At 71.7% G+C, this 16,042-nt stretch carries 16 protein-coding genes; 8 read left to right on the forward strand and 8 right to left on the reverse strand.

All coding sequences use genetic code 11. From position 1 onward, the window contains the following. Positions 1–76: 76 nt before the first annotated feature. From C1I95_RS23195 to C1I95_RS23210, 4 genes are all read right to left on the reverse strand, one after another. Positions 77–403, reverse strand: coding sequence for an Rv1322 family protein (locus C1I95_RS23195; protein ID WP_111216607.1), 327 nt, complete (start codon positions 401–403; stop codon positions 77–79). 122 nt (positions 404–525) lie between these two features. After that, on the reverse strand, positions 526–2,316 hold the full coding sequence (locus C1I95_RS23200) for a 3-hydroxyacyl-CoA dehydrogenase family protein (protein ID WP_111216609.1): 1,791 nt from the start codon (positions 2,314–2,316) through the stop codon (positions 526–528). A gap of 132 nt (positions 2,317–2,448) precedes the next feature. Then, positions 2,449–3,519 (reverse strand): alpha/beta fold hydrolase, encoded by a 1,071-nt coding sequence (locus tag C1I95_RS23205; RefSeq protein WP_438941332.1) that lies wholly within the window; start codon positions 3,517–3,519, stop codon positions 2,449–2,451. A gap of 75 nt (positions 3,520–3,594) precedes the next feature. Next, a complete protein-coding gene (locus tag C1I95_RS23210; protein ID WP_111216613.1) occupies positions 3,595–4,092 on the reverse strand; it encodes an FHA domain-containing protein in 498 nt (165 codons plus the stop codon). A 252-nt stretch (positions 4,093–4,344) separates the two neighbouring features. Here C1I95_RS23210 and C1I95_RS23215 point away from each other — a divergent pair, with 252 nt between their 5' ends. Next, complete coding sequence (locus tag C1I95_RS23215) at positions 4,345–5,844, forward strand: aldehyde dehydrogenase family protein (protein ID WP_111216615.1); 1,500 nt, start codon at positions 4,345–4,347, stop codon at positions 5,842–5,844. Here C1I95_RS23215 and nucS read toward each other — a convergent pair. After that, positions 5,841–6,500, reverse strand: coding sequence for an endonuclease NucS (nucS, locus tag C1I95_RS23220; RefSeq protein ID WP_111216637.1), 660 nt, complete (start codon positions 6,498–6,500; stop codon positions 5,841–5,843). The genes C1I95_RS23215 and nucS overlap by 4 nt on opposite strands. A 71-nt stretch (positions 6,501–6,571) precedes the next feature. On the opposite strand from nucS, the gene C1I95_RS23225 reads away from it, so the two are divergent. The 3 genes from C1I95_RS23225 to C1I95_RS23235 all read left to right on the forward strand — a co-directional run bounded on the left by C1I95_RS23225 (position 6,572) and on the right by C1I95_RS23235 (position 8,571). Continuing rightward, positions 6,572–7,192 carry a DUF4126 domain-containing protein gene (locus tag C1I95_RS23225; protein WP_111216617.1) on the forward strand — a complete coding sequence of 207 codons (621 nt, stop codon included), beginning with the start codon at positions 6,572–6,574 and terminating at the stop codon, positions 7,190–7,192. Positions 7,193–7,254: 62 nt separating this feature from the next. After that, the gene (locus tag C1I95_RS23230; RefSeq protein WP_233513829.1) at positions 7,255–8,199 is read left to right on the forward strand and encodes a polysaccharide deacetylase family protein; all 945 of its coding nucleotides are present in this window, start codon (positions 7,255–7,257) and stop codon (positions 8,197–8,199) included. A gap of 72 nt (positions 8,200–8,271) precedes the next feature. Then, the gene (locus tag C1I95_RS23235) at positions 8,272–8,571 is read left to right on the forward strand and encodes a DUF1540 domain-containing protein (RefSeq protein ID WP_111216619.1); all 300 of its coding nucleotides are present in this window, start codon (positions 8,272–8,274) and stop codon (positions 8,569–8,571) included. A 107-nt stretch (positions 8,572–8,678) separates the two neighbouring features. Here the strand turns inward: C1I95_RS23235 and C1I95_RS23240 are convergent, their stop codons facing one another. Then, the gene (locus tag C1I95_RS23240; protein ID WP_111216621.1) at positions 8,679–10,682 is read right to left on the reverse strand and encodes a protein meaA; all 2,004 of its coding nucleotides are present in this window, start codon (positions 10,680–10,682) and stop codon (positions 8,679–8,681) included. Between the two features lie 151 nt (positions 10,683–10,833). On the opposite strand from C1I95_RS23240, the gene C1I95_RS23245 reads away from it, so the two are divergent. Both C1I95_RS23245 and C1I95_RS23250 read left to right on the forward strand, forming a co-directional pair. Then, positions 10,834–11,682, forward strand: a complete 849-nt coding sequence (locus C1I95_RS23245) for an ABC transporter ATP-binding protein (RefSeq protein ID WP_111216623.1) — start codon at positions 10,834–10,836, stop codon at positions 11,680–11,682. Continuing rightward, positions 11,679–12,527: an ABC transporter permease gene (locus C1I95_RS23250; protein ID WP_111216625.1), complete on the forward strand. Its 849-nt coding sequence runs from the start codon at positions 11,679–11,681 to the stop codon at positions 12,525–12,527. The genes C1I95_RS23245 and C1I95_RS23250 overlap by 4 nt, the downstream gene beginning before the upstream one ends. A gap of 37 nt (positions 12,528–12,564) precedes the next feature. Here the strand turns inward: C1I95_RS23250 and C1I95_RS23255 are convergent, their stop codons facing one another. Continuing rightward, complete coding sequence (locus tag C1I95_RS23255; RefSeq protein WP_111216627.1) at positions 12,565–13,413, reverse strand: 3-hydroxyacyl-CoA dehydrogenase family protein; 849 nt, start codon at positions 13,411–13,413, stop codon at positions 12,565–12,567. A 73-nt stretch (positions 13,414–13,486) separates the two neighbouring features. Then, positions 13,487–14,929: a UDP-N-acetylglucosamine 1-carboxyvinyltransferase gene (murA, locus tag C1I95_RS23260; RefSeq protein ID WP_111216629.1), complete on the reverse strand. Its 1,443-nt coding sequence runs from the start codon at positions 14,927–14,929 to the stop codon at positions 13,487–13,489. Between murA and C1I95_RS23265 the strand changes: the two genes are divergently transcribed. Both C1I95_RS23265 and C1I95_RS23270 read left to right on the forward strand, forming a co-directional pair. Then, positions 14,928–15,500 carry a cob(I)yrinic acid a,c-diamide adenosyltransferase gene (locus tag C1I95_RS23265; RefSeq protein ID WP_111216631.1) on the forward strand — a complete coding sequence of 191 codons (573 nt, stop codon included), beginning with the start codon at positions 14,928–14,930 and terminating at the stop codon, positions 15,498–15,500. The genes murA and C1I95_RS23265 overlap by 2 nt on opposite strands. Continuing rightward, positions 15,497–15,892, forward strand: coding sequence for a VOC family protein (locus C1I95_RS23270; RefSeq protein WP_267900709.1), 396 nt, complete (start codon positions 15,497–15,499; stop codon positions 15,890–15,892). The genes C1I95_RS23265 and C1I95_RS23270 overlap by 4 nt, the downstream gene beginning before the upstream one ends. The last annotated feature ends 150 nt before the right edge of the window (positions 15,893–16,042 follow it).

Consider the following 16,042-nt stretch of genomic DNA (forward strand, 5'->3'; position numbering starts at 1 on the left):
GCCGCCCACCGTGACAAAGATCGCCGCCTGCGGTAGAGGAAGGGCCCCTTATTAACGCTGCACCGGCCTGGCCGGCTCAGCCGTGGCGGGGCGCGCCACGACCGCGCTGGATCACCGGGGCCCGCCGGTCCCGGGCCCGCCAGCAGCCGCTGTGCCAGTGCCGCCGGTCGGTGAGATCACCCCGGCCGTCCGCCGGCCAGGCGACGACGTGCGCCACGCCGGGCTGAATCTCCTGGTCACATCCGGGGCAGCGGTAGGTCTTGACGGACGCACCGCCGCTGATCCCGCGTACCTGCCAGTCGCCGTCGCGCCACTGCTGCACCGACTCGACGCCGTGCCGGGCGCGCTCGGCGTCCAGGCGGGAATCGTCGTCACGGCGGGGACGGTTACGACGGGGGCTCACGTCATCCAGCGTACGGGCGGTGCGGCGCAGGCCGGTCCGCCGGCCCGCCGGCCCGCAGCGGTGATGTTAAGAGGGGCCCCTTCCTCTACCGCAGGCGTTAAAAAGGGGCCCTTCCTTACACCTCAGCGGCGGGTGTGGTCGCGGAAGCCACGGCCGGCCTTGCGGCCCAGGTAGCCGGCGGTCACCAGGTGCTCCAGCAGCGGCGCGGGGGCGAACCCGGGCTCCCGCAGCTCCAGGTACAACTCCCGCTGGATGGCCAGCGACACGTCCAGGCCGACCACGTCGAGCAGCTCGAAGGGACCCATCGGGTACCCGCAGCCGAGCTTCATCGCGTGGTCGATGTCGTCGGCGGTGGAGTAGCTGGCCTCCAGCATCCGCACCGCGTCGTTGAGGTACGGGAACAGCAGCGCGTTGACGATGAAACCGGACCGGTCGCCGCAGACCACGCCGGTCTTGCCGAGTGCGGCACAGACCGCCCGGGCGGTGGCGGTGGTCTCCGCCGAGGTACGGATCGTCCGCACGATCTCCACCATCGGCATGATCGGCGCGGGGTTGAAGAAATGCAGTCCCACCACGTCGGCCGGGCGCTGGGTGGCCATCGCCACCTCGATCACCGGCAGCGAGGAAGTGGTGGTGGCCAGCACGACACCCGGCTTGCAGATCTCGTCGAGGCTGGCGAACAGCGCCTTCTTGACGCTCAGCTCCTCGACCACCGCCTCGACCACCAGGTCGACGTCGGCCAGGTGCTCCAGCGTCGCCGACCAGTTGACCCGGCCGAGCGCGGCGTCCCGGTCGGTCTCGCTGAGCTTGCCCCGGACCACGCCCTTGTTCAGCGAGGTCTTGACCGCCTCGCAGACCTTGGCGGACTTCTCCGCACCCCGGGTCACCGAGACGACCTCGTAGCCGGCCTTGGCGAAGACCTCGATGATGCCGGTGGCCATCGTGCCGGAGCCGACCACACCGACCTTCGAGATCCCGCTCGCGCCGTCGGCCAGCGCCGACTCCGCCGCGGCCGGCGTCTGCTCGTCCGGTACGACCTTCGGTGAGCCCGGTCGCTCGTAGGTGTAGAACCCCCGACCGGACTTCCGACCGAGCAGACCCGCGGTCACCATCTGCTTGAGCAGCGGCACCGGCGCGTGCCGGCGGTCACGCCCGCCGCGCCGGTACATGGTGTCCAGGATCTCGTACGCGGTGTCCAGGCCGATCAGGTCCATCAGCGCGAGCGGACCCATCGGCAGTCCGCAGCCGAGCTTCATCGCGGCGTCGATGTCCTCGCGGCTGGCGTACCGGGCCTCGAACATGCCGACCGCGTGGTTGAGGTAGCCGAACAGCAGCGCGTTGGCGATGAACCCGGCCCGGTCGTTGATGGTCACGTCGACCTTGCCGAGCCGCGCGCAGAGCGCCTCCACGTCGGCCACCACGTCGGCGGAGGTGACCACCGTACGCACGACCTCGACCAGCTTCATCACCGGCGCGGGGTTGAAGAAGTGGATGCCGATGACCTGGTTGGGCCGGGCGGTGGCCACGGAGATCTCGGTGACGCTCAGCGACGAGGTGTTGGTGGCCAGGATGGCCTCGGGCTTGCAGACCCGGTCCATCTCGGCGAAGATCCGCTGCTTCAGGTCCAGGTGCTCGGGCACCGCCTCGATCACCAGGTCCACCGAGTGCAGCGCGTCCAGCCCGACGGCGAAGGTGACCCGGCCCAGCAGCGCGTCCCGGTCGGCCTCGGCGAGCTTGCCCTTGGCCACCGCCCGATCGGTCGAGCCGGTCAGGTTGGCCTGCCCGCGTTCCAGGGCGGCGTCGGAGATCTCCACGGCGACCACGTTGATGCCGTTACGGGCGAAGACCTCGACGATCCCGGCACCCATGGTGCCCAGACCCACCACGCCCACACTGGTGAACTCGCGCGCCACGACCCGGCCTCCCCTGTCCGCTCGGCGCGGCCCGACATGAACGGCCGCTAAGGTTATGCGCGCGAGTCTGCCACGTGACGCACCGTTGTCGAGGCGCCGTGGGATATTTCACGACGGCATCGATCGGACGCTTCAGATCGCATCGACACCGGCCAGTGCCAGCAGCTCCGCGACGAACTCCGTCGGCCGTTCCAGGTGCGGGCTGTGCCCGCAGCCGGGCAGCATCACCTCCCGGTAGCTGCCGCCGGCGGCCGCGTACCGGTCGAGCACGGCGCGGGTCTGCGCCAGCATCGGCTGCGGTGGGCACTCGTCCGGCCCGGGCCAGCCGGGCACCACGCCCAGCGCGCCGAGCTGGGCCAGGTCGAACAGCGACGTGTCGGAGACGATCACATCGGCGTCGCCGCGGATCCAGGTGACCGGCGGCTTGGGCGTGACGGCCACCAGCTCGTCGGCGATCCGGAAGTGCGCCGGGGCGAGCGCGTTGAGCACACCCCGGCGGCCCGGCGCGGTTCCCGGCCAGTGCGGCGACGGCACCGCGTCGCCGGGGTAGTTGTCCGTCCCGGTCGCGGTGGAGAGCAGGCTGTCGAGCAGCAGTTCCTCGTCGTCGCCGAGGGCGGCCGGGTCCGCCACGTACGCGGTCCGCAGCACGCTGCGCGGGCTGGTCTGGTCCTCGGCGCCACGATCACCGGCGGCCAGCCGGGCGACGAAGTCGGGGCTCGCCGTGCCGCCGCCGGTGCCGGCGAAGTCCGGGGTGGTGGGGGTGCCGGCCAGGTCACGGGTGCCACCGAAGCCGTACGGCGAGACCGGCGCGGCGAGCAGCAGCCCGGCCACCCGGTCGGGGTGGTCCACCAGCAGCCGCATCGCCACTCCCCCGCCGAGTGAGTGGCCGACCACCACCGGCCGGGCACCCTCGCCGAAGAGCGTCGGTTCGTCGAGCAGGGCCGCCACGTCGTCGGCGAAGTCCGTCAGCCCTCGGCCGGCGTCCACCGGCGCGGTCTGCGTACCGCCGTAGCCGCGCAGGTCCGGCGCGACCACCCGCAGCGTCGCGGGCAGTCGCCGCACCAGCGGCTCCCAGAAGGCGGCCGAGGAGCAGTTGCCGTGGACGAGCAGCACCGGTACGCCGTCGGACGGGCCGGCCACCCGGACGGCCTGGGTGATCCCGTTGGCGGTGACGACGTGCTGCTCGGTCTTCATCCGCGGCATGCTGCCACCATCGACTTCGGCGGTCCATGTGGCCGGTCCCTACTGCCCGCCTCGGGCCGGTGGCGTCCGCCGCCGTCAGGAGCGGCCGGCCACCGCCGCCGACGCGGGCGACGCCGGAGGCGGCGTCGCGCCCGCAGGTGCCGTCCTCGCGCCCGCTGGCCCCGGCGTCCCGCCCGGGGTTGCGACGGGCAGCGGCAGGGTCGGCCGCCGTTCCTTTCGAGACGTTCCGAAGCGCAGGCCCACCGGATCGGTTCGCGCCACCCCGGGATCGAAGAACCGCAGCTCGGTACGGCCGATCCGGATCACGTCACCGTCGGTGAGCCGGGCCACCCCGGTGACCCGGAGGTCGTTCACCCAGCTGCCGTTCGTGGATCCGAGGTCCACCAGGGACACTCCGTCGGCGGTCAGCCGGATCTCGGCGTGCCGGCGACTCAGGTGCGGATCGTCGACGACGATGTCGACCGCCGGGTCGCGGCCGATCACCTGCGGCTGGTGACGTACGCGGAAACCGAGCCCGCGCATCGGCCCGGTGGCGACGGTCAGCAGCGGCATCAGTTGCGGATTTTCCTCCATGGACAGTCAGACCTCCACCCGGCGCGGCCACCCCGCGTCAGCCTGCCACCCCCGGGTGGTCGGTTCCACCGCCCGGCCGGGCATCTCCGAGTCACCGGCCGGGCACCAACCGTTCGGCCCTCCGGCGGAAGGGGCGGCGGTGTGCCCAACGGGAACTACTGCTCCATCCGGTTCAACGCGCTGGCTCTCGATCGGGTTCGCCCCAGTTCAGCACCCCTACCAGCGAGTAGGTCTCGGGTCTAGACTTCCGCCATGACGGCTGTGCAGCTCCCCGGCACCCCGGTGATCGAGGGCGGTCACCTGATCTCGACCAGCCCGGCGACGGGCGACGAGGCGGGCCGCGTCCCGGTCGCCACCCCGGTGGACGTCGAACGTGCCGTCGAGCGGGCCCGCGCCGCCGGCCAGTGGTGGGCGGGGCTCGGCTTCACCGGGCGACGCGAGCGGCTGCTGCGCTGGCGACGACTGCTCGCCCAGCGGATCGAGCAGCTCGCCGAGCTGGTGCACGTCGAGGGCGGCAAGCCGGTCGCCGACGCCCTGGTCGAGATCGTGACCGCCGTTGAGCACGTCGACTGGTCGGCCCGCAACGCCCGTCGGGTGTTAGGCCCCCGCCGGGTCCGCTCGCGGCTCATCCTGGCCGAGTTCTCGGCCCATCTGGAATACCAGCCGTACGGCGTGGTCGGCGTCATCGGCCCGTGGAACTACCCCGTCTTCACCCCCATCGGCTCCGCCGCGTACGCGCTGGCGGCCGGCAACGCGGTGGTCTTCAAGCCCAGCGAGTACACCCCGGTCGTCGGGCAGTGGCTGGTCGACAGCTTTGCCGAGGTGGTGCCCGAGCAACCGGTGTTCGCCGCGGTGCACGGGCTCGGTGACATCGGCGCGGCGCTGTGCCGCGCCGGTGTCGACAAGCTCGCCTTCACCGGTTCGACGGCGACCGCGAAGAAGGTGATGGCGGCCTGTGCCGAGTCGCTGACCCCGGTGCTGGTGGAGGCCGGCGGCAAGGACGCGATGATCGTGGACGTGGACGCCGATCTGGACGCCGCCGCCGAGGCGTGCGTCTGGGGCGCGATGACCAACGCCGGTCAGACCTGCATCGGCATCGAGCGGGTCTACGCCGTGGAGCCGGTCTTCGACGCCTTCGTCGACAAGGTGGTCGAGCGCGCCGGCCGGCTGACCGTCGGCCCGGAGGGCGCGGACGTCGGCCCGATCACCATGCCGAGCCAGCTCGACGTCATCCGCCGGCACATCGACGACGCGCTGGCCCGGGGCGGTCGCGCCGCGCTGGGCGGGCCGGACGCGGTGCAACCGCCGTATGCGCACCCGACCGTGCTGGTGGACGTGCCGGAGGACTCCGCCGCGGTCCGCGAGGAAACCTTCGGCCCCACGCTGACCGTCAACCGGGTCCGGGACGCGGACGAGGCGGTCGCCCGGGCCAACGCCCTGCCGTACGGCCTGGGTGGTTCGGTCTTCGGCGGGCGACGCGCGGTGGCGATCGCGCGGCGGCTGCGCTCCGGCATGGCTTCGGTCAACTCGACCCTCACCTTCGCCGGGATGTCCACCCTGCCGTTCGGTGGGGTCGGCGAGTCCGGCTTCGGCCGGATCCACGGCGAGGACGGGCTGCGCGAGTTCGGCCGGGCCAAGGCGGTGACCCGCCGCCGCGCCCGCACGCTGCTGCCCTCGACCACCTTCGAGCGCACGCCGGCCGACGTCGCGCGCCTGGTGAAGGCGGTCAAGATGCTGTACGGCCGAGGTTAGAAGAGGGTCAGCTCGTCGCGCTCGATGCCGCGCAGCCGGTCGTAGTCCACCACCACGCAGCGGATGCCGCGGTCCGTGGCGAGCACCCGGGCCTGCGGCTTGATCTCCTGCGCGGCGAAGACCCCGGCGACCGGGGCGAGCAGCGGATCCCGGTTGAGCAGTTCGAGGTAGCGGGTGAGCTGCTCCACGCCGTCGATCTCGCCACGGCGCTTCACCTCGACCGCGACCGAGCCCTGTTCGGCGTCCCGGCAGAGCAGGTCGACCGGGCCGATGGCGGTCATGTACTCGCGCCGGACGAGGGTGTACCCCTCGCCCAGCGTCTCGGGGTTGGCCGCCAGCAGCTCCTGCAGGTGCGCCTCGACACCGTCCTTGCGCAGCCCCGGGTCGACACCCAGTTCGTACGAGGTGTCCTGGAAGATCTCCTCCAGGGTGATCCGCAGCTCCTCGCCGGCCTTGTTGACCACCCGCCAGACACCGGGGGCCTCCTCCAGCCGGCACGGCGGGCTCATCCAGTTCAACGGCTTGTAGGCCCGGTCGTCGGCATGGATGGACACCGACCCGTCCGCCTTCACCATCAGCAGCCGGGTAGCCGGCGGCAGGTGGGCCGAGAGCCGTCCGACATAGTCCACCGAGCATTTCGCAATCACCAACCGCACCCGACGAGGGTAGCGGAGCCGCCGCGGATCGCCGCCGAGCGTCACTGGCGTGCCGGTGCGATGCTGAGACCGTGTTCGAATTGCTCACCGGTACCGGCCTCGCCGCCTCGGCGGGTCTGAACGCGTACATCCCGCTGTTGGTGACGGGTCTGCTGGCCCGCTACACCAGCGTGATCGACCTGCCCGCCGGCTGGCAGTGGCTGGGCAACGGCTGGATGCTGGCCATCCTGGCGGCGTTGCTCGCGGTCGAACTCGTCGCCGACAAGGTGCCGGTGGTGGACCACGTCAACGACGTGGTGCAGACGGCGGTCCGCCCGACCGCCGGCGGCCTGGCGTTCGGCGCCGGCTCGGCCTCCGGCACCGTGACGGTCAGCGACCCGGACAGTCTCTTCGCCAGCACCGGCCAGTGGGTGCCGGTGCTGGTCGGCGCGCTCATCGCCCTCGGCGTACACCTGCTCAAGTCCGCCGCGCGGCCGGTCATCAACGCGACCACGGCCGGGTTCGGTGCCCCGGTGGCGAGTACCGCCGAGGACGCCACCAGCGTGTTGATGTCCCTCGTCGCGATCATCCTGCCGGTGCTCGTGCTGGCGTTCGTGGTCGGGTTCGTGTTCTTCCTGATCTGGTTCCTGCGCCGTCGGGCGGAGCGCCGTCGGGAACGAGCGGCGGCTCGGGCCGCCGGCTACCGGGTCTGATCCGGTACGCCGACACCCGGCGCGGTCCCCCGGTTTCTGGGCCGACCTGAGACCATCTCACGGTGTCCGTGAAGGTCTCTCCCGTTCCGCTCGTCGCGACCCTCGCCGCCGTGCTCGGCGCGGTGGTCCTGCTGGCTCTCGCGGCCCCTCTCCGCCAGCCGGAAGGCACCGGCATCGTCCGGCCACCCACTTCGGACCAGGCCGCGGAGATGGCTGCCGACGAGGAGCCGGATCGCGGGCCGGATCCTGCTCCGGAACCCTCGCCGACCGGCATCCGGACCCCGGAGGCCGACGTCCTGCCGGGCGCGACCCGGCCCGGGACCCGGCCGCCGGTGCTCGACCACGGGCCACGCAGCGGCAACAAGGTGGCGCTCACCTTCGACGCCGACATGACCGACGCCATGCGGTACCAGCTACGCAGCGGCTCCGTGCGGTCGTACGCGAACCTGAAGATCATCGACCTGCTGGAGCGGGACGAGGTGCCGGCCACCTTCTTCCTGACCGGCAAGTGGGTCGAGCAGTACCCGCAGGTGACCCGTCGGCTCGCCGCCAATCCGCGCTTCGAGTTGGCCAACCACACCTACGGACACCTGGCCTTCACCCCGGACTGCTACGGCCTGCCGCGGATCGCCCGCCGTGAGATGACCGCCGACGTGGCCCGAACCTTCGACGTGGTCGGTGCGTACGGCGGGCGGCAGACCCGCTACTTCCGCTTCCCGGGCCTGTGCCACGACCGGACCGCCCTGACCGAACTCGCCCCGCTCGGACTCACCGTGGTGGACGGCGACGTGGTCAGCGGGGATCCGTTCGCGACCTCCTGGCGGCCGATCGTGCGCGCCGTCCTGGACAACGTACGACCCGGCTCGGTGGTCGTCCTGCACGTCACCGAGGCGAACGCGCCGATGACCGACGAGGCGCTGCCGCACATCCTGGCCGGGCTGGCTGACCGTGGCCTCGAGCCGGCGCTGCTCTCCGAGGTGCTCGGGGACGGTCCGACCGCGCCGTAAGTCCCGGCAAACTGGGTAAGACGAATCCGCTGAAAGCCTAAAATCGGGGCAAGTCACGGAGGAGGTCGGGTCATGACGGCAGCGATGGAGATGCCCCGCGTGCAGGAGTGTGTGGCCACCGCCTGTGCGTACAACGACACCGGCGACTGCCACGCCTTCGCCATCACGATCGGCAGCACGGACCATGCCCACTGCCACACCTTCATCGAGATGCCGGCCGTCCGCGCCGGCATCGACGGGCAGATCGCCCAGGTGGGCGCGTGCCAGCGGGCCGACTGCCGGCACAACGAGCAGCTGGAGTGCCAGGCACCGGCGATCCGGGTCGGCCCGGACGCCGACATGGCCGACTGCATGACCTACCGCCACCGCTGACGCCCCGCTGGCACGCCGCCGACGCCCCGCCGCCGACGCCCGCTGGCGCCGCTGGCGTGTTAAGAAGGGGCCTTCCTATACCGGAGGCGTTAAAAAGGGGCCCTTCCTTACAGGTCGTTCGCTTGGCGGATGACCGTCACCAGCTCGTCGATGATGGTGGTCAGCGCGAAGTCCTTCGGCGTGAAGACCCGCGCCACCCCGGCGGCGCGCAGTTGCTCGGCGTCCGGGGCGGGGATGATGCCGCCGACCACCACCGGCAGGTCCGGCCGGCCGGCGGCCCGCAGGCCGTCGAGCACGGCGGGCACCGCCGCCAGGTGCGAGCCGGAGAGCACGGAGAGCCCGACCAGGTCGACGTCCTCCTCGACGGCGGCGGCGACGATCTGCCCGGCGGTGAGCCGGATGCCCTGGTAGACCACCTCGAAGCCGGCGTCGCGGGCGCGTACCGCGATCTGCTCGGCACCGTTGGAGTGCCCGTCCAGGCCGGGCTTGCCGACCAGCAGGCGCAGCCGTCCGCTGCCCAGCTCGCGGGCGGTGGCGGCGACCCGCTCGCGGACCTCGGCCAGCCCCGCGTCGCCGCCCGCCCCGGCGGCGCCGGCCAGCCCGGTCGGCGCCCGGTACTCGCCGAAGACCTGGCGCAGCGCGCCGGCCCACTCGCCGGTGGTCACCCCGACCCGCACGCACTCCAGGGTGGCGGTCATCAGGTTCGCCTCGGTCGCGGCGTCCGCGCGTAGCCGGGCCAGCGCCGCGTCCACCGCCGCCGCGTCCCGACCGGCCCGCCACCGGCGTACGGCGTCCACCGCGGCCGCCTCCACCGCCGGGTCGACCTGCTCGACCGCCTCGGCACCCGCGGCGGTCAGCGGCGACGGCTCGGTCTCGGTGAACCGGTTGACGCCGACGACCACGTCGCTGCCGGCCTCCATCCGGCGCCGCCGCTCGGCCAGCGAGGCGACCAGCGCGCTCTTGAGGTAGCCGGTCTCCACCGCGGCGACCACGCCGCCCATCTCCAGCACCTTCGCCAGCTCCACCCGGGCGCCGCCGACGATCCCGTCGACCAGCGCGGTCATCACGTGCGAGCCGTCGAACAGGTCCGGGTACTCCAGCAGGTCCGACTCGTACGCGAGCACCTGCTGCATCCGCAGCGACCACTGCTGGTCCCACGGGCGGGGCAGGCCGAGCGCCTCGTTCCAGGCCGGCAGCTGCACCGCCCGGGCCCGCGCGTCCCGGGAGAAGGTGACCCCGAGCATCTCCAGCACGATGCGCTGGATGTTGTTCTCCGGCTGGGCCTCGGTCAGGCCGAGCGAGTTGACCTGCACGCCGTACCGGAAACGGCGCTGCTTCGGGTCCTCGACGCCGTACCGGTCGCGGGTGATCTCGTCCCACAGCGCGCCGAAGGCACGCATCTTGGCGATCTCCTCGACGAACCGCACGCCGGCGTTGACGAAGAAGGAGATCCGCTGCACCACGTCGCCCATCCGGTCGGCGGGCACCTGCCCGGAGTCGCGGACCGCGTCGAGCACGGCGACGGCGGTGGCGAGCGCGAAGCCGACCTCCTGCACCGGCGTGGCGCCGGCCTCCTGGAGGTGGTACGAGCAGATGTTGACCGGGTTCCACCGGGGCATCTCCCGCAGCGTGTACGCGACCACGTCGGCGGTCAGCCGCAGCGACGCGGCCGGCGGGAAGATGTACGTCCCCCGGGAGAGGTACTCCTTGATGATGTCGTTCTGCGTGGTGCCCGCGCAGCGGGACAACTCGGCGCCCTGCTCGGTGGCGACCGTGCCGTAGAGGCCGAGCAGCCACATCGCCGGCGCGTTGATGGTCATCGAGGTGTTCATCTCGGCCAGCGGGATGCCGTCGAACAGCGCCCGCACGTCGCCCACCTGCGACACCGGGACGCCGACCCGGCCCACCTCACCGGCGGCGAGTTCGTGGTCCGGGTCGTACCCGGTCTGGGTGGGCAGGTCGAAGGCGACCGACAGGCCGGTCTGGCCTTTGGCCAGGTTGCGGCGGAAGAGCGCGTTGGTCGCGGCGGCCGACGAGTGCCCCGCGTAGGTACGCATCACCCAGGGGCGGTCGCGCTCCGGCAGCCGGCCCGGGAGTGCCTTCTCGTCCATGGCCGGAGTTTAAGTTACCGTTCAGTAAAACGGGCTGTGGAAAACCACACAGCCCGATGTAGGTGACGCCCGGGTACAACGCGCCCTCGATGGGTGGGACCACCACCCCCGGGTCGGACGGCGGATGGCGGCGGGTCGCACACTTGACGGCATGAGTGACGACGTCGCGATCCGCGTCCGGGGGCTGCGCAAGGCGTACGGCGACAACGTCGCGGTGGCCGACCTGGACCTGGACGTCCACCGGGGCGAGGTGTTCGCCCTGCTCGGGCCGAACGGCGCGGGCAAGACCACCACCGTGGAGATCCTGGAGGGCTACCGCCACCGGGACGCCGGTGAGGTACGGGTCCTCGACGCCGACCCGGCCCGGCCGACCCCCGACTGGCGCGGCCGGGTGGGCATCGTGCTCCAGGGCACCGGCGAGTTCGACGACCTGACCGTCGCCGAGGTGGTGCACCACTTCGCCGGCTTCTACCCGGGTGCCGACGACCCGGACAAGGTGATCGAGCGGGTCGGGCTGGCCGCCAAGGCCCAGGCCCGTACGCACACCCTCTCCGGCGGGCAGAAGCGCCGCCTGGACGTGGCGCTGGGCATCATCGGCCGCCCCGAACTGCTCTTCCTCGACGAGCCGACCACGGGCTTCGACCCGGAGGCGCGGCGCGAGTTCTGGGAGCTGATCCGGGACCTCTCCGCCGCCGGCACCACCATCGTGCTCACCACCCACTACCTGGACGAGGCCGAGGCACTGGCCGACCGGGCGGGCGTGATCGCCGGCGGCCGACTGGTCGAGGTCGCCGCTCCGAACCTCCTGGGCAACCGGCAGGAGGCGCTGGCCACGGTCTCCTGGCGTACGCCGGACGGGACGTTGGAGAGCGCGGAGAGCGCGTCGCCGACGGCGCTGGTGACGGAGCTGGCCGCGCGCTTCGGCGGTGAGGTCCCCGGGCTGACCGTCACCCGGCCCACCCTGGAAGACATCTACCTGAAGATGATCGGACACCGATGACCACCACCACGAAGCCGGCGGCCCCGGTCGCCGCCGCTCCCGCAGCCCGTCGGCTCGGGCCGACCAGTCTCGCCCTGCGCCAGGGTCGCCTGGAGATCCGGCAGTTCCTGCGCAGCCGGGAGTCCGTCGTCTTCACGCTCGGCTTCCCGATCATCATGGTGCTGATCTTCGCCTCGATCTTCGACGACGACCTCGGCTCCGGCGCGAGCTACACGCAGTACTTCATCACCGGCATGATCGCCACCGGCCTGATGACGGTGAGCTTCCAGAACCTCGGCATCTGGATCCCGATCGAGCGGGACCGGGGCGTGCTCAAGCGTTACCGGGGCACGCCGATGCCGAAGTGGGTCTGGTTCGCCGGCAAGGTGATCATGGTGCTGGTGATCGGCGTCGTGATGACCGCCCTGCTGCTCGCGGTCTCGGTGACCCTGTTCGACCTGAACCTGCCGGCGACGGCGGCGGCCTGGTTTACCTTCGGCTGGGTCAGCATCCTGGGGATCACCGCCTGCACCCTCTGCGGCATCGCGATCTCGTCACTGGCCCGTACCGCCCGCAGTGGCTCGGCCGTGGTCACCCCGATCGCGCTGGTGCTCCAGTTCATCTCCGGGGTGTTCTTCGTCTTCACCAACCTGCCACCCTGGATGCAGCAGGTGGCGGCCCTCTTCCCGCTCAAGTGGATGTGCCAGGGGCTGCGGTCGGTCTTCCTGCCGGAGAGCTTCGGCGCCAACGAGCCCGGCGGCTCGTTCGAGCTGACCCGGGTCGCCCTGGTCCTCGGTGCCTGGTGCGTGATCGGCCTGCTGCTCTGCCTGACGACCTTCCGCTGGACCACCCGCCGCGACGGCTGACGTGCAAGGAAGGGCCCGCAGGGCCCTTCCTTACATCTCAGTAGGAGTAGAAGCCCTTGCCGGTTTTGCGGCCCAGGTCGCCGGCGGTGGCCATGCGCTGGAGCAGTTCCGGCGGGAAGAACTTCTCGTCGGCGGTGTCGGTGTAGATGTTGCGGGTGGCGTTGAGCAGCACGTCGACGCCGGTCAGGTCGACGGTGGCGAGCGGACCCATGGCGTGCCCGAAGCCGAGCTTGCAGGCGGTGTCCAGGTCCTCGGCGGAGATGACGCCCGCCTCGACCAGGCGTACCGCCTCCATGGCCAGGGCGCTGATCAGCCGGGTGGTGACGAAGCCGGCGATGTCCCGGTTGACCACCACGACGGTCTTGCCGATCTCCTCGGCGAACGACTTCGCCGTCTCCAGCGTCGCGTCGCTGGTCTTGTAGCCACGGACCAGCTCGCAGAGCTTCATCATCGGCACCGGCGAGAAGAAGTGGGTGCCGACGACCGCCTCCGGGCGGTCGGTGGCCGTGGCGATCTGGGTCACCGGGATGGCCGAGGTGTTGGTGGCCAGCACGGCGTCCGCCTTGCAGATCTTGTCCAGCGCACGGAACACCTCGTGCTTGATCTCCAGCCGCTCGAAGACCGCCTCCACCACGATGTCCGCGTCGGCCGCCGCCTCCAGCTCGGTGGTCGCAGTGATCCGGCCGAGCGCCGCCTCGACGTCGTCCGCAGTGATCTTGCCCTTCTCCGCGAACTTCGCCAGCGACTTCCGGATGCCGTCCACGCCACGCCGTGTCGCCGCGTCATCCAGATCCCGCAGCACCACCTGCCAGCCCGCCTGTGCCGCCACCTGGGCGATGCCCGAGCCCATCAGCCCGGCACCGACGACCGCGAGTCGACCCGCCATCTGCCTCTCCCTCGCTGCGATTGAGTGTCTCCCTGCACCCTAATCGGCGGGCCTGAACGACAGCTAAGGCGGCTCAGATGGTCAGTTCGGGCTCCTCCGGCGCGGTGGCCCGTTCGACCTCGATGCCGAGGGCGCGCAGGTCGGCCACGAAGTCGGGATAGCCCCGGTCGACGTGGTGCACGTGGGACACCTCGGTCACCCCGTCGGCGCAGAGCCCGGCGATGATCAGCCCGGCGCCGGCCCGGATGTCGGTGGCCCGCACCGGCGCGCCGGAGAGCCGCTCCCGGCCGCGTACCACGGCGTGGTGCCCGTCGGTCTTGATGTCCGCGCCCAGCCGCATCATCTCGTTGGCGAACATGAACCGGCCGTCGAAGATGTTCTCGGTGATCAGCGAGGCGCCGTCGCTGAGCGCGGCCAGCCCGATCGCCATCGGCAGCAGGTCGGTTGCGAAGCCCGGGTAGGGCAGCGTCACCACGTCGACCGCCCGGGGCCGGTCGTCCATGCGTACCCGGAAGGCGTCCGCCCGGGTCTCCACCAGCCCGCCGGCCGCGACCACCTTGTCCAGCGCGACCTCCAGGAACGCCGGGTCGAGCCCGGTCACGGTGACGTCGCCGCGGGTCATCGCCGCCGCGAAGGCCCAGGTCCCGGCGACGATCCGGTCCCCCACCGTGGCGTGCCGGACCGGTTGCAGCCGGGGTACGCCGACGATGGTGATGGTGGAGGTGCCCTCGCCCTCGATCAACGCGCCCATCCGCTGGAGCATGGTGCAGATGTCCACGATCTCCGGCTCGCGGGCGGCGTTCTCGATCACGGTCGTACCGTCGGCCAGGACGGCCGCCATGACCAGGTTCTCGGTCGCCCCGACGCTGGGGAAGTCCAGCACGATCTCCGCCCCGTGCAGGCCGTCGGGCGCGGAGGCGATCACGAAGCCGTGCTCGCCGGAGATGTCGGCGCCCATCCGGGTCAGCCCGGAGATGTGCATGTCCAACCCACGGGAGCCGATCGCGTCGCCGCCCGGATGAGCCACCCGGACGTACCCGCGCCGAGCCAGCAGCGGACCCAGCACACAAATCGACGCGCGCAGCCGGCGGACCAGGTCGTAGTCGGCCTCGACGCCCGGCTGCTCCGGCACGTCGATGGTGACCGAACGGGACCGGGCCACCCCGCCGACCGCCACCATCGGGTCGACCGGGTCGTCCACGTCGAACCGTACGCCGCAGCCGAGGCGGCGCAGCACCTCGCCCATGATGGCGATGTCGGTGATCCGTGGCACGTTCGTGATCACGCTTCGGCCCGGGGCGAGCAAGGCGGCGGCCATCAGCTTCAACGCCGAGTTCTTCGCCCCCACCACATGTACCGTGCCGGCGAGCCGGGCACCGCCGCGTACCCGGATGACGTCGACATCCGCGACCGCGGCGTCACCCGCGTCGCCCGGGCCGACCCCGGCGGACCAGCCCGTGCCCGCCGCCGGCCGCGCCGGGATGGTCAGGTCCGGTATCCGTAGGCTGTGCGTCATGGCCGTCCACCTCACGCGCATCTACACCAAGGCCGGCGACGCCGGCATGACCAGGCTGAGCAACAACGAGCAGGTGCCGAAGAACGATCCACGGATCGCCGCGTACGCCGATGTCGACGAGTGCAACGCCGCGATCGGCGTGGCACTCGCGCTGGGCCAGCTGGACGACGAACTGCGGGCGGTGCTCGGGCCGATCCAGAACGACATGTTCGACGTGGGGGCAGACCTGTCCACCCCGGTCGAACCGGACCCGAAGTACCCGCCGCTGCGGGTCACGGAGGAGTATGTGGAGCGCCTGGAGGGCTGGTGCGACGAGTACAACGCGCGCCTGAGCAAGCTCGACTCCTTCATCCTCCCCGGCGGCACCGCGGGCGCGGCACTGCTGCACGTGGCGCGGACGATCGCCCGGCGCGCCGAGCGGTCGGCGTGGGCCCTCGTCGCACACGACCCCGACCGGACCAGCCGCCTCCCGGCAAAGTATCTCAACCGGTTGTCGGACCTGCTCTTCATTCTGGCAAGAACGGCGAATCCGGACGGAGATGTGCTGTGGGTGCCGGGCGGAGGCCGGTGACCCTCGGGGCACTGCACCACGTTGAGGTGTGGGTACCCGACCTGGGCGCGGCGATGCGCAGCTGGGGGTGGCTCCTCGGCGAGTTGGGCTGGGCGCCGTTCCAGGAGTGGCCGGCCGGCCGTTCCTGGCGGCTCGGCCCGACGTACCTGGTGATGGAGGAGTCACCCGGGCTGTCCGGTCGGCGGCACGACCGGCTCGCGCCCGGCCTCAACCACCTGGCCTTCCACGCCGGTCCACCCGCCGCCGTGGACCGGCTGGTCGGAGAGGCCCCGGCGTACGGCTGGGAGCTGCTCTTCCCCGACCGTCACCCGTACGCCGGCGGCCCCGACACCTACGCCGCGTACCTGGCCGACGGGCAGGGGTACGAGGTGGAGTTGGTGTCTTCTTCCTGAGCGGTTGGCTTCTTGGTGGTTGCGCTTGGGGCTGCTGGCCGGCTTGCGCGGCTGTTCGGCTTGCCTGGGTGGTTGTGGAGACGGCGCTGGCCGGCACCCTTTGTCGGGTGCCGGCCAGCGGCTCTGCTTTGTGCGGTTGTCAGCTGTTCC

The sequence above is a fragment of the Micromonospora craterilacus genome, assembly GCF_003236315.1.
GTDB classification, from domain to species: domain Bacteria; phylum Actinomycetota; class Actinomycetes; order Mycobacteriales; family Micromonosporaceae; genus Micromonospora; species Micromonospora craterilacus.

Excerpts from the sequence above, each read along its gene's own strand:
- C1I95_RS23215 (WP_111216615.1), top strand. The coding sequence starts at position 4,345 with ATGACGGCTGTGCAGCTCCCCGGCACCCCGGTGATCGAGGGCGGTCAC.
- C1I95_RS23265 (WP_111216631.1), top strand. The coding sequence starts at position 14,928 with ATGGCCGTCCACCTCACGCGCATCTACACCAAGGCCGGCGACGCCGGC.
- C1I95_RS23210 (WP_111216613.1), bottom strand. The coding sequence starts at position 4,092 with ATGGAGGAAAATCCGCAACTGATGCCGCTGCTGACCGTCGCCACCGGG.
- C1I95_RS23235 (WP_111216619.1), top strand. The coding sequence starts at position 8,272 with ATGACGGCAGCGATGGAGATGCCCCGCGTGCAGGAGTGTGTGGCCACC.
- C1I95_RS23255 (WP_111216627.1), bottom strand. The coding sequence starts at position 13,413 with ATGGCGGGTCGACTCGCGGTCGTCGGTGCCGGGCTGATGGGCTCGGGC.
- C1I95_RS23240 (WP_111216621.1), bottom strand. The coding sequence starts at position 10,682 with ATGGACGAGAAGGCACTCCCGGGCCGGCTGCCGGAGCGCGACCGCCCC.
- C1I95_RS23205 (WP_438941332.1), bottom strand. The coding sequence starts at position 3,519 with ATGCCGCGGATGAAGACCGAGCAGCACGTCGTCACCGCCAACGGGATC.
- C1I95_RS23245 (WP_111216623.1), top strand. The coding sequence starts at position 10,834 with ATGAGTGACGACGTCGCGATCCGCGTCCGGGGGCTGCGCAAGGCGTAC.
- murA (WP_111216629.1), bottom strand. The coding sequence starts at position 14,929 with ATGACGCACAGCCTACGGATACCGGACCTGACCATCCCGGCGCGGCCG.
- C1I95_RS23250 (WP_111216625.1), top strand. The coding sequence starts at position 11,679 with ATGACCACCACCACGAAGCCGGCGGCCCCGGTCGCCGCCGCTCCCGCA.